At 64.3% G+C, this 13,291-nt stretch carries 9 protein-coding genes; all 9 read right to left on the bottom strand.

What is annotated here, in order from left to right; genetic code table 11:
• Positions 1–120: 120 nt before the first annotated feature.
• The gene (gene ligA / locus AC0L3A_RS06490; RefSeq protein WP_157158651.1) at positions 121–2,211 is read right to left on the bottom strand and encodes an NAD-dependent DNA ligase LigA; all 2,091 of its coding nucleotides are present in this window, start codon (positions 2,209–2,211) and stop codon (positions 121–123) included.
• Positions 2,212–2,458: 247 nt separating this feature from the next.
• Positions 2,459–4,129, bottom strand: a complete 1,671-nt coding sequence (gene recN, locus AC0L3A_RS06485; protein WP_007600870.1) for a DNA repair protein RecN — start codon at positions 4,127–4,129, stop codon at positions 2,459–2,461.
• A gap of 13 nt (positions 4,130–4,142) precedes the next feature.
• Positions 4,143–5,048 (bottom strand): outer membrane protein assembly factor BamD, encoded by a 906-nt coding sequence (locus tag AC0L3A_RS06480; RefSeq protein ID WP_007600868.1) that lies wholly within the window; start codon positions 5,046–5,048, stop codon positions 4,143–4,145.
• Positions 5,049–5,346: 298 nt separating this feature from the next.
• The gene (gene lpxC / locus AC0L3A_RS06475) at positions 5,347–6,309 is read right to left on the bottom strand and encodes a UDP-3-O-acyl-N-acetylglucosamine deacetylase (RefSeq protein WP_007600866.1); all 963 of its coding nucleotides are present in this window, start codon (positions 6,307–6,309) and stop codon (positions 5,347–5,349) included.
• A 361-nt stretch (positions 6,310–6,670) separates the two neighbouring features.
• A complete protein-coding gene (gene ftsZ / locus AC0L3A_RS06470; RefSeq protein ID WP_007600865.1) occupies positions 6,671–8,476 on the bottom strand; it encodes a cell division protein FtsZ in 1,806 nt (601 codons plus the stop codon).
• Positions 8,477–8,563: 87 nt separating this feature from the next.
• The gene (gene ftsA, locus AC0L3A_RS06465) at positions 8,564–9,886 is read right to left on the bottom strand and encodes a cell division protein FtsA (RefSeq protein ID WP_007600863.1); all 1,323 of its coding nucleotides are present in this window, start codon (positions 9,884–9,886) and stop codon (positions 8,564–8,566) included.
• Complete coding sequence (locus AC0L3A_RS06460; protein ID WP_473253847.1) at positions 9,883–10,923, bottom strand: cell division protein FtsQ/DivIB; 1,041 nt, start codon at positions 10,921–10,923, stop codon at positions 9,883–9,885. The genes ftsA and AC0L3A_RS06460 overlap by 4 nt, the downstream gene beginning before the upstream one ends.
• Before the next feature lie 350 nt (positions 10,924–11,273).
• Positions 11,274–12,260, bottom strand: coding sequence for a D-alanine--D-alanine ligase family protein (locus tag AC0L3A_RS06455; RefSeq protein WP_473253846.1), 987 nt, complete (start codon positions 12,258–12,260; stop codon positions 11,274–11,276).
• Positions 12,261–12,370: 110 nt separating this feature from the next.
• Entirely contained in the window at positions 12,371–13,291 is a 921-nt protein-coding gene (gene murB, locus AC0L3A_RS06450) for a UDP-N-acetylmuramate dehydrogenase (protein ID WP_473253845.1), read from the bottom strand.

The following is a 13,291-nucleotide window of genomic DNA, read 5'->3' as shown; positions in this document are numbered from 1 at the left end:
GAACGTCGCTGCCGTTTCGTCATCTGACACCTCTTGCTGTCTAAGCTATAGGTGTCCACCGATTTAGGGGAGGCTCAATTCTGGATTGCTTCGCTTCGCTCGCAATGACGAAAGAAGCCCTCATTCCCCGATCAGCGCCAACCACTCGTCCTCGGTCAGCACCTTGACGCCATGCTCGCGTGCCTTGGTGAGCTTGGAGCCGGCGTCCTCGCCCGCGACGACGTAGTCGGTCTTCTTCGAGACCGAGCCCGCGACCTTGGCGCCAAGACGCTCGGCCATTGCCTTGGCTTCGTCGCGGGTGAACTTGGTCAGCGACCCCGTGAACACGACCGTCTTGTCCGAGACCGGCGAGCTCTTGCGCGGCTGTTCGGCGGGCTTCACCTCGATCTCGCCAAGCAATTCGCCGAGCGCCTTGACGTTACGGGGTTCGGCGAAGAACTCGACCACCGCATCGGCCACGATTTTGCCAATTCCGCCGATGTTGTTGAGGTCCTGATACGCCTCCGTATTGTTCTCTTCCTTGCCAAGGCCTGTCGCGGCGGCCAGCATCGCACCGCGGAAATTTTCGATCGTGGCGTAGTGCCGGGCCAATAGCTTGGCGTTGCCCTCGCCGACGTGGCGAATACCGAGAGCGAAGATCAGTCTATGCAACTCGATATTGCGTCGGGCGTCGATCGCGTCGAACAAGTTGCGTACCGACGTCTCGCCGTAGCCTTCACGTTCCATCAACTTCTTAACCGACCGCTTGTCGCGTTCCCGGAGCGTAAAGATGTCGACCGGCGACATCACAATGCCCTCCTGATAAAATTCCTGGATCTGCTTCTCGCCAAGCCCGTCGATATCGAATGCGAGGCGCGAGACGAAATGCTTGAGCCGCTCCACCGCCTGCGCCGGGCAGATCAGCGCGCCGGTGCAGCGGCGCACCGCCTCGCCCTCTTCGCGGACGGCATGGCTGCCACACACCGGACAGGTCTCTGGAAATTTGTAAGGTTTGGCGCTCTTCGGCCGCTTGTCCATGACTACGCCGACGACCTGAGGGATGACATCGCCGGCGCGCTGGACAACAACGGTATCGCCGACGCGGAGATCGACGCCATCGCGAAGCGGGTTACCGTCGTTGCCAATCCCCTTTATGTAATCCTCGTTGTGCAGCGTAGCATTCGAAACGACGACGCCACCGACCGTCACCGGCTCGAGCCGAGCGACCGGCGTCATCGCGCCGGTGCGGCCGACCTGGATATCAATACCATTGAGAGCCGTCGTCGCCTGCTCGGCCGCGAACTTGTGGGCGATCGCCCAGCGCGGGCTACGAGAGACGAAACCGAGCCGGTCCTGCCAGTCAAGCCGATCGACCTTATAGACCACACCGTCGATATCATAGCCAAGCGAGGCGCGGTCCTCGCCGATCTTGCTGTAGAACTTTAGGACGTCGTCGACGCTCTTGCACACTCGGGTCAGCGGATTGACCACGAATCCTGCCTTGTCCATCCACTCCAGCATGCCATGCTGCGTCTCCGCCGGCCGTTCGCTCATCTCGCCCCAAGTGTAGGCAAAGAACTTCAATGGCCGCGATGCCGTGACCGAGACGTCCTTCTGGCGCAACGAACCTGCCGCCGAATTGCGCGGATTGGCAAAGACCGTATCGTCAGCGGCGGCCTGCTTCTTGTTCAGCTCGATAAAATCCTTCTTGAGTATATAGACCTCGCCGCGCAGTTCGCAGGCCGCGGGGATGTGTCGGCCCTTCAGCGTGTGCGGAACGTCCTTGATGGTGCGGACATTCTCGGTCACGTCCTCGCCGGTGAATCCATCGCCACGGGTCGCGGCACGAACCAGTTCGCCGTCTTGGTAGCGCAGCGACAGTGACAGTCCGTCGATCTTGGGCTCGGCGACTAGCGCCGGAATCTCATCGTCATCGAGCTTGAGGAAACGCCGGACGCGGCCGACGAATTCCGTCACATCCTCGTCGCTGAAGGCATTGCTGAGCGAGAGCATGGGCACGACATGCTGCACCTTCGCAAAGCGCCCAGAGGGCTTCGCTCCAACGACCTTTATTCGATCGAAGTATTCCTTCCATCGCTTCTGTTGCTTCCATGTACTGATAAGCAGCTTCTCTAGGACATCGTAATCTGCGTCCAGCAGGATCGGCTTGTCCAAGTTATAGTAGGCGTGCTTCGCCCTCTCGATCTCCTCAGTGTAAGCCCGCAGCATCATCGAAGTTTCTTTTTCGAAGGCTTTTGGCAGACTTATGAGTGCCTTCCGTTTCTCGTCTGCATCCAACTCATGCAGTCTTTGATGAAAGGCAAAGACTTCATGTAAGTGCTCGTCTTCAAAAGAATTAAGAATGGCGACCAATTGAGCTTTTCGAAGATGCGGATCAACGAGAAGCCAATCGTCGGCAATGTAATTTAGCGCGATGGCTTTATTATAGTTGCTTCGCTTTTGTGCCATGAGAGTCGTACTAGCTCGCCGCCTTGAGCAGCCGGTCCGCGGCAGCCCTCGCCTCGGCGGTGATCTCGGCGCCGGCGAGCATCCGCGCGATCTCCTCGCGGCGGTGGTCGGCGGCGAGCGCATTGACGCGGGTGGCGACGCGCTTGCCCTTGTCCAGCGCGTCCTTGGAGATCAGCAGATGCTGGTCGGCACGGGCGGCGACCTGCGGGGCGTGCGTCACGGCCATCACCTGGACCTTGCCGGCGAGCCGCGCCAGCCGTCCGCCGATCGCGTCCGCGACCGCGCCGCCGACGCCGGTGTCGATCTCGTCGAACACCAAAGTCGGCGCCGAGCCGCGGTCGGACAGCACGACCTTCAGCGCCAGCAGGAAACGCGACAGCTCGCCGCCGGAGGCGACCTTCATCATCGGCCCTGGCTTGGTGCCCGGGTTGGTCTGCACCCAGAACTCGACGCGGTCGAACCCTTGCGGCCCTGGAGCTGCCTCGTCGGTCTGGACCTGGGTCATGAACTTGGCGCGTTCGAGCTTGAGCGGCGCGAGCTCGGCATTGACCGCCTTGTTGAGCTTCTCCGCGGATTTCTGCCGCGCCATCGACAGCTTCTTGGCCGCCGCCGCATAGCGCGCATCGGCCTCGATCGCGGCCTGGTCCAGCTTCTTCAGCCGTGAGGCGCCGGCATCGATCAGAACGACATCGGCGGCATATCTGGCGGCAAGCGCGGCGAGCCCGTCGACCGGCGTCGAATATTTGCGCGAGGCGGCGCGCAACGCGAACAGGCGCTCCTCGATGCGTTCGAGCTCTGAGGGATCGAAATCGGTCGCGGCAAGCGCCGCCTGCAGATGCTGGTCGGCTTCCTCCAGCGCGTTGATCGCGATGTCGATCGCCCTCACCGCGGGCTCGACCAGCGCCGGCGCGTTGACGCCGCGGCGCTCCAGCCGGCGCACGGCGGCCGAGAGCGAGGCGACCGGCGAATGGTGGCCGCCGACCGCCTCCTGCGCCTCGCGCAGGTCGGAGGCGATCTTCTCGCCCTGCATCATGGTGGTCCGACGGGACGCCAGCGAGGTCTCCTCGCCATCCCTGGGCGCGAGCTGCTTCAATTCGTCGGAGGCGTGACGGAGGTAATCGGCTTCGCGCGCAGCGCGCTCCATGCCGGCGCGATGCTCCTCCAGCGCGGTGTTGGCGGTGCGGCGGGCGTCCCAGAGCGCCTCGACCGCCGAGACATCCTTTTCGAGACCGGCGAAGGCGTCGAGCAGGCGGCGGTGGGTGGCGGCATCGACCAGCGCGCGCTCGTCGTGCTGGCCGTGGATCTCGACCAGGGCAGCACCGACCGCCTTCAGCGTCTGCACGCTGATCGCCTGGTCGTTGATGAAGGCGCGGGTGCGGCCGTCGGCGAGCTGGACCCGGCGGAGAATCATCTCGCCGGTATCCTCCAGCCCGTTCTCCGCGAGGATCTTCGCTGCAGGGTGATTCTTGGGGATATCGAACACGGCAGTAACCTGCCCCTGCTCCGCGCCGTGGCGCACGAGGCCGGCATCGCCGCGGCCGCCGAGCGCCAACGCAAAGGCATCGAGCAGGATGGATTTGCCCGCACCGGTCTCGCCGGTCAAAACCGCGAGGCCGGTTGCGAATTCGATATCGAGCCGTTCGATCAGGACGATGTCACGGATCGACAGACGCGCCAGCATGGAACTCTATTTCCTAGCCGAGACCCATTTTCTTGAAGGTCTTGCTAATCCAGGACCCCTGATTCTCGCTCGGTTCGAGACCGCCTGATTTTACAAGATTATAGGCGTCCTTGTACCAGCGACTGTCAGGAAAATTGTGCCCGAGCACGGCGGCAGCCGTCTGGGCCTCGCCGACGATGCCGATCGCCATATAGGCCTCGGTCAGGCGGTACAGCGCCTCCTCGACATGGCGGGTGGTCTGGTACTGCGTCACCACGGCCTTGTAGCGGTTGATCGCCGCCGTGTAGTCGCGCTTCTGCGCGTAATAGCGGCCGACGTTCATTTCCTTGCCGGCGAGCTGGTCGCGCGCACCTTCGATCTTGGCCTTGGCCGAGGTCGCATATTCGGAGGTCGGATATTTGCGCACCACCTCTTCCAGCGAGGCGATCGCCTTCTCGGTGCGGGTCTGGTCGCGGCTGATGTCCGGAATCTGGTCGTAATGCGAGGCGGCAATCAGATATTGCGCGTAGGCCGCATCCGGGCTGCCGGGATGCAGCGTGACGTAGCGGGTGGCGGCGCCGATGCAACTGTCATAATCGCCGCCCTGGTAGGACGCGTAGGCCGACATCAACAACGATTTGCGGGCCCAGTCGGAATAAGGATGCTGGCGGTCGACCTCTTCGAACTTTTTGTTCGCCGCCTTCATGTCCTTCTTCTCGTTCATGAGGTACAGGCCCTCATTGTAGATCTTGTCAGCGGGCTCCTCGACGAAGGTGTCGTCCTTGGCGGTGAACTTGTCCCAAAGCGCGCCGGTGCCGCAGCCGGCCAGCGGCAGCGCGAGCACGAAGAGGGCGACAACCTGAAGCAGCCCGCGGACTCGAGACGAGACTTCTCGAGACGGAACTTGACGATATCCGCGCGTCATACGCTGTGCCGACATGAGTATTGCCCTGACGCCCTGTGGTGCGGTGTCCGCCAGCCCATGAACCCCGTCCTGGGCGCGAAATATAGCCGTGGTGCCTGCCGTGCGACCACGCCGGTGTAACCGAAAAACGATCTTCAACCAACCCGGATAGGCAGGCATTCCGCCCGGATTAAGGCGAACGCGCCGCAATCCTAGCCGATCATCGTTACCAGGAGTTTCCCGGGGAAAGCCGCCGCCAAACGCCTGTGGCGACGGGTCTGTTCAGGACCCGTCTCTCTTTTAGGAAACGTTCGCTTCAGGATCCGTCTCTCTTTTAGGAAACGTCTGGCCCGTAGACCGCGGCGACCCGGCCACCGACGATGCCGCGACCGGTTTCGGCCACCGGACGCGTGGTGCGGCGGGCTGCTTCGCCCTCGACCACCCGCCAGGCGGTGCGGTCGGCGAGCAGCGCGGTCAGGACGGCGTGATTGAGCTTGTGGCCGCCACGAACCGAGCGGTAGGCGCCGAGCAGCGGCAGACCCGCCAGAGCAAGGTCACCAATCACGTCCAGCACCTTGTGGCGGGCGCATTCGTCGGCGTAGCGCAGGCCTTCGGTGTTGAGCAGCCGCTCCTCGTCGAACACGACGGTATTGTCGAAGGAGGCGCCGAGCGCATAGCCGGCGCTCCAGAGCCGCGCAACGTCGCACATCAGACCGAAAGTCCGGGCCCGGCCGACTTCGCGGCGGAAACGCTCCGGGTTGAGGTCGAAGGCGTAGCTCTGCTGGCCGATGACAGGATTCGTGAAGTTAATCTCGACCTCGGCGCGGAACCCGTCGGCATAGGGCCGGATCTCGCCGAAGGAGTCGCCGATCTTGACCGAGATCGGCTTCAAAACCTGAACGAAGCGGCGCTGTGCCGGCTGGGTCACGATGCCGGCCTGGTCGATCGCCGCAACGAAGGCCGCGGCGCTGCCGTCCATGATCGGCACTTCCGGCCCGTCGATCTCGATGATTGCGTTGTCGACGCCCATGCCCCGCAGTGCAGCAAGCACATGCTCGGCGGTGGAAACCAGCGGACCGTCGCGATCACCGAGGACGGTGGCGAAATCGGTCGCGATCACCTGCTCGGCGGTGGCCTGAACTTCGCGGTCGCTTCCCTCAAGCCCGGTGCGGATAAAAACAAAGCCCGCGTCGACAGGCGCGGGTCCAAGCGTGAGCGTGACGGGAAGACCGGAATGAACGCCGACGCCTGCCACACTGGCTTGCGCACGAAGCGTTGTTTGCCGGCTAAATTTCATCAGGAACCGCCCCACTACGACCACCGCGACTTATACTGAACCCGACTGAGCGGCTGAGACCGCTCGCTTCCGAATCCGTATCCCCAAGTCACGGCAAACCATAGTCACTGCCTCAAACAGCGCCAACTCACGCTTTTTTACCGATTGTTACCCCAAACCCGCCGTATTAGCGCCAAGGCTTAACCAAATTGGACCGGAGTTCGGGACCGTTTTCGGTAGTTTTACTGAACCATCGAATATGTAATTAATTATTTAAAATCAGTTGCTTGGCTACGCAATCCGGGTATGCACGGGGCAAAAGAAAAGGTCCCGGCAAGCTTCCCGCCGGGACCTTTTTTCGTCTGCCTTATTGTAACAATCCTCAGGTCGCCTGCCGTCGCAGGAAGGCCGGGATATCAAGATGGTCGTCTCCCTGTGGCGCCGGGGCAACAGGCGCGGGACGGCCGTGCATGTCCAGGCCCTGCGGCGCGGGACGACGGGCATACTCGGACACCGGCTCGGCGGAAGCGATTTGCTGCGCCACGGTCTTCTGGGGGCGGCGATCGGGCAACGGCGGCATCGCGGGACCGGCGGTGCGGGCCGCGATCGGCGCTTCGCTCTCCTCGTCACGACGGCCGAGGCCGACATTGGCGAGGCGCTGCAGCAGCGACAGCCGGGTCTTCTGCGGGGTCTCTTCCTCGACCTCGCCGCGGGCCTGGCGAAGCTCAGCCTGGGCCGGCATCGGAAGTTCCTCGATCCGCGGCATCCGCGGTGTGCGGACCGGCGCACGCTCGGCCTGCGGCGGGATGAAGGTTTCCGGCGTCATGGGCTCATGCATGGCCATCGGCGCCTGCTCGGGCTCCGGGAACAGCGTGGGCTTCTGCGCGATCGGCCGCACGGTGACGTCGCCATAGGTCTGCATCGGCGCGGGAGCCTGCGGTACGTCGGCAACGGCGGCGGCGATGGCGGCAAGCGCAGCGCGCTCTACGTTCGGACGCGGAGCCGTGGGAGCGGCGGCAAACTGACCCGTTCCGGCGGCCGGGGTCTGCGCTTCGAACTTCTGGGCGCGCTCGGCCATGCGCTGATTGTCGGCGCGCAGCCGTGCGGTCAGATCGGCAAGACGGCTCTCGGCAGCCGCGGCCGGAGCAGCGGGAGCCTGCTGCGCCTGCGGAGCAGGATTCGCGACGGGAGCGCTGGTGGCCTGGCTGTTGCGCGCGATCGCGGCCTGTTCGATGCCGGTCGCGACGACCGAGACGCGGATCAGGCCGTCGAGGGCTTCGTCGAAGGTGGCGCCGACGATGATGTTGGCGTCCTGGTCGACTTCCTCGCGGATGCGGGTCGCAGCTTCGTCGACCTCGAACAAAGTGAGATCCTTGCCGCCGGTGATGGAGATCAGGAGGCCCTTGGCGCCCTTCATCGAGCTATCGTCGATCAGCGGGTTGGCGATCGCGGCTTCGGCGGCGGTCAGCGCGCGCTTGTCGCCGGAGGCTTCGCCCGTGCCCATCATCGCCTTGCCCATCTCGCGCATGACGGCGCGGACGTCGGCGAAGTCGAGATTGATCAGGCCTTCCTTCACCATGAGGTCGGTGATGCAGGCAACGCCCGAATAGAGCACCTGGTCGGCCATCGCGAAGGCGTCGGCGAAGGTGGTCTTCTCGTTGGCGACCCGGAACAGGTTCTGGTTCGGGATGATCAGCAGCGTATCGACGACCTTGTGCAGCTCGTTGATGCCCGCTTCCGCGGTGCGCATGCGGCGGCCGCCCTCGAAGTGGAAGGGCTTGGTCACGACGCCGACGGTGAGGATGCCCATCTCGCGCGCGATCTTGGCGATCACGGGAGCCGCACCGGTGCCGGTGCCGCCGCCCATGCCGGCGGTGACGAACACCATGTTGGCGCCCGAGAGATGGTCGCGGAGCTCGTCCATCACCTCTTCGGCTGCGGCCGCGCCGACGACCGGCTGCGAACCTGCGCCCAACCCTTGCGTGGCCGCCGTGCCCATCTGCACGATGCGCTGCGCCTTCGACATCGTCAGCGCCTGCGCGTCGGTGTTGGCGACCACGAAGTCGACGCCCTGGAGGCCCGCCGTGATCATATTGTTGACGGCGTTACCACCGGCGCCGCCGACGCCGAACACGGTGATGCGGGGCTTCAGTTCGTGAATATCAGGAACATTGATGCTGATGGTCATGTTTGCCTCTCGATCACGCGCGCGTGGGTTCGCCCCGGCCGGCGGCCGCGGGAGTTGGTGAAAATCGAATATTGCGGGAAGGAGTCATCAGAAGCCCTCGCGTAGCCATCGTCCGACCTTTCCGAAATACCCGCCGGTCCCCGTCCTGACCTGCTGCCGCGTATGCCGCGGTTCGACATGTTCGTGGTGAACATATTGCGGGTAGACGAGCAGTCCGGCCGGCACCGCGAAGGCGGCGTTCTTCGCCTCGTTGGGCAGCCGGCCGAAACCGAGCGGACGTCCGACCCGCACGGGCCGGCCGAGAATCTGCGTTCCGAGCTCAACGAGACCGGTGAGCTGCGAGGCCCCGCCTGAGAGCACGACGCGGCCGTTGGGCTCCGAGGCGAAGGGCGAATCCTTCAGCTTGTCCCGAACCATTTCGAAGACTTCCTCGGCACGATGCTTGACGATGTTGGCGATGGTAGCGCGGGAGACGATCTGCGGCAGATCCTGCTCGTCACCGGCTGTCGGTACAGACATCAGCTCACGCGAGTCCGATCCGCCGGTGATGACGGTCCCGTATAACGTCTTGATTCGCTCGGCATCGGCAATGGTCGCGGAGAGTCCGCGCGCCAGATCCATCGTGATGTGTTGCCCGCCGACCGCAAAACCCGCGGCATGCACGAAGCGGCCGCCGGAAAAGACCGCGATCGTGGTGGTGCCCGCGCCCATCTCGACGACGGCAGCGCCGAGGTCGGCCTCGTCGTCGGTCAGCACCGACAAGCCTGCCACATAGGGACTTGCCGCCATGGCTTCGACGTTGATGTGGCAGCGTTCCACCGCCAGCATCAGGTTCCGCGCCACCGTGGCGTCGCAAGTGACGACATTCATGTCGATGCCGAACTGATGCGCGACCATCCCGCGGGGATCGCGGATGCCCTTGACGCCGTCGAGCGTGTAGCCGATCGGCAGCGCGTGCAGCACGGTGCGGCCTTCGCCGGTGGCGTGGCGCATGCCGGTGGAGGTGACCCGGCTGACATCGGCCGGCGTCACGGCGCCGCCGCGGATGTCGGCCGCAGCTTCGACCAGCTGACCGGAGAGCCGGCCGCCGGACACCGACAGCAGCACGGACTCGACCCGCACCTTGGCCATTTTCTCCGCAAGCCCGACGGCCTGTCGCACCGCCTGCTCGCATTCGCCGAGATCGATCACGGCGCCGGCCTTCATGCCGCGGGACTGGATCTGGCTGTAGCCGATCAGCTCCACCGCATGGGTCCGGTCGCGCAGGGCTTCGCTCGGCGCCGACGGCTTCAGCCGCGCGATCATGCAGGCGATTTTGCTGGTGCCGATGTCGAGGCAGGCGACGAGGCCGCCGCGCTTGTGCGGCATCGGGCGCGTCTTCGGTGTCTGGGTGCGATCAAGACCGGTCATGCAGCGTCCCCGGCCTTTTTCTTCTTCTTGTCCTTGAACAAATCGTCGCGCGCCTTGGCGGCGTCCTCGGACAGCTGCACCACCAGCCGATCGGGCAGGCGCAGGTCGACCGCGACGATGTCGCGGGAGAACAGCTTGTCCTCCTTGTCGAGCCTGGACAGCATCGCAAGCGCGTTGCCGACGTCTTGTTCGGGCAGGCGGATGTCCAGGCCGTCCTTGAGCCTCAGGTTCCAGCGCCGCTCCCCGACGAAGATCGCGGCCTTGGTGATGGAATTGACCTGCGGATAGCGCGCCAGCAAAGCGAGGAAATCGCGAGCCTGCGTCTCGGCACCCTTGCCGACCACGAGCGGCAGCGACAGGAAGCGGCGCGAGACATAGGGTTCGAGCACGGCGCCGTCATCGGCGATGACGGAGAGCCGGCCGGCCTCCTGCCACAGTGCGAACGCCTTGCGCTCGGTGAGCTCGATCATGAGCTGGCCGGGATACAGCTTCAGCACGGTCGCATCCGCGATCCAGGGATTGGCCTTGAGCTTGTCGCGCACGGCGTCGGCGTCGAGGAACAGCAGCGAGGATCGGCCGCTGACGCCGCCGATCGCAAGGATCTCGTCCTGGCTGAGCTGCTTGCGGCCGTTGATCACGACGGAGGTGATGCGGAAGCCGGCGGAATTGGCCAGCGCGTTACGGGTGTCGTTGACCGCCGTGATGAAATCCTGGAGATGGCCGCCTTTGACGATACCGAAGCCGCAGCTTCCGATCAGGAGCAGCACCGTCATGCTGATCCCGACCCGGCGCGGCAGATAGCGCTCGACCAGCGCGACCAACCGCGGCGGAGGCTCGCGTTCGATGACGGCTTTGGCCCGGGCTTTGGCTTTAATCTTTTCCTCGGCTGCAGCACGCGCGCCGTGAACTCGTTCCAGACGCTTGTCCTGCACCCACTCGCGCAGAAGCACGACCGCTCCGATAGCGGCCGCCTTCAGGTCAGCTTGGGGCCTCAGCGATCTGAAAAGCGACCGAGTGAGGCTTCCTGCTCCATCCATTGCACGAGCTCGTCAACAGTTTGCCCGCGACATCGCGCGGGTCCTGGCGAACATGACGTCTCGGACTTGCCGGGCCGGGTGCTGGTCTTCAGCAGAAGAAAACCTCTCCCCTTCAGAGCGTTCGCTGGGGGTGACAACACCCGCAACGGTCCACGCGCCGGCAGCCAAAGCGTCATATGCGCCGCCAGCGTTAACCTTCGGACGTCCTGGTAAACAAAAGGTAAAGTTCGTTAACGACGTGAGCTTTTTGCCGAGGCCTGTGAGGCATTTATGCCGCAATATCCGGCATTTTACCGGTTTTGGGTTCCAAAACCGCCCGTTTCGCCAGTTTGGCCGTTAACCAGTCCTAATTATTTTCGCACACCGGCCACGGCGAGCTCGACCAGGCCGCGCAGGAAGTCGACGAACTCGATCCCCTCGGCCTTCAGCGCCTTGGGGTAGAGCGAGGACTTGGTCAGGCCGGGTAGCGTGTTGGTTTCGAGATAGACCAGCCCCTTGTCCGAGACGATGAAGTCCGAACGGGAATAGCCGGAACAGGACATCGCCCGGTGCGCCAGCATCGCCTGCTGCTTCAGCGCGGCGGTGATTTCGGGTGCGAAGCGGCCGGGACAGATCTCCTGGGTCGACTTCAAAAGATATTTTGCCGCGTAGTCGAAACTGCCCTCGCCCGGAATGATCTCGATCGGCGGCAGCGAGATGATCGAGCCATCCGGCCGCTCCAGCACGCCGCAGGTCGCCTCGACGCCAGCGATGTAGGGCTCGATCACGTACTCTTCGTGCTTGGCGGCATTGCGGACGGCGACGAGATCCTGCCTGGCGTTAACGAAGATCAGGCCGTAGCTCGAGCCATCCCTGGCGGGCTTTGCGATCAGCCGGCCGTATTCGGCGAAGGCCTCGTCGATCTGGTCCAGCGCAATGTTGGCCGGCGGCGACACGCCGCCGAGCGCGGCGAAATGTTTGGCCGCGAACTTGTCGAACGCGAGATGCGAGGAGGCCGAGCCCGATCCGGTGAACGGCACGCCGCGCGCCTCGCACATCACCTGCAATTCGCCGTTCTCGGCGCGCCCGCCGTGCAGGCCGAGCACCAGCACGCGGTTCTCCGCCCTGGCCTGGTCGAGCGCCTGCTGCAACGGAATGCCTGACGTGCCCGGCTTGAACTCGTCCTCGAATGGGCGGGCATGTTCGAGCAGCTGTCTGGACTGCACGACATGCACCTTGTCCTCCACATCCCACCACCAGAGATCGGCCTCGGGCAGCGCCTGATGCAGCGCCTGGGCTGAGGCGACCGAAACCAGACGTTCGCGATTGGAGCCGCCGAAAAGGATGGTGATGCGCATGTTCTTTGGTCCGTCACCTGTCTGTGTTCGTCATTCCGGGGGCGATGCGAAGCATCGAACCCGGAATCTCGAGATTCCGGGCTCTCGCTTCGCGAGCCCCGGAATGACACTCACGCGGGAATTCCGATCCGCTTGATTTCCCAGTGTAGCTCAATTCCGGAATTTGCCTTCACCCGTTCACGCACGGTCTCGCCCAGCGTCTCGATGTCGTGCGCGGTGGCGTCACCCGTGTTGATCAGGAAATTGCAATGCATCTCGGAGACCTCGGCACCGCCGACGCGCAGGCCGCGGCAGCCGGCAGCATCGACCAGCTTCCAGGCGGAATGGCCGGGCGGATTCTTGAAGGTCGAGCCGCCGGTCTTTTCGCGGATCGGCTGCGCGGTCTCGCGATGGGTTTGCACTTCCGCCATGCGCGCGCGGATCGCCTCGGCATCCCTGATCTCACCGCGGAAACGCGCGGAGGTGAAGATGATCGAGGGATCGACGCCGCTGTTGCGGTAGACGAACTTCATGTCGGCATTGGAGAAGACGTGCTTCGCGCCGTCGCGCCCGACGCCTCGGGCCTCGATCAACACGTCCCTGGTCTCGCCGCCATTGGCGCCCGCATTCATGCGCAACGCGCCGCCGATCGTGCCGGGAATGCCGAAATAGAATTCGAGCCCGCCGATATTGGCGGACGCGGCGACTTCCGCCACGCGCTTGTCGAGCGCGGCCGCGCCCGCGGTGACGACATCGCCGCTCGCGCTCGCCTCGCCGAAGGCGCGCGGCGCCAGACGGACCACCACGCCAGCCATGCCGCCGTCGCGCACGATCAGGTTGGAGCCGACGCCGACGACATAGACGGGAATGTCGCTTGCGAGATGCGCGAGGAAGTAGGCGAGATCGTCCTCGTCCGCCGGCGTGAACAGCACCTGCGCCGGACCGCCGACGCGAAACCAGGTGAGCTCGGCCAGCGACTGGTTCGCCAGCAGCCGACCGCGAAGATCGGGCATCGCGGCTTTGAGGTCGGGTGTGATGTCGGGGAAGCCCAC

The organism is Bradyrhizobium sp. MI1.3, from assembly GCF_055811695.1.
The sequence above is the reverse complement of the archived record's forward strand: the minus strand, read 5'-3'. Positions and strand labels throughout refer to the sequence as shown.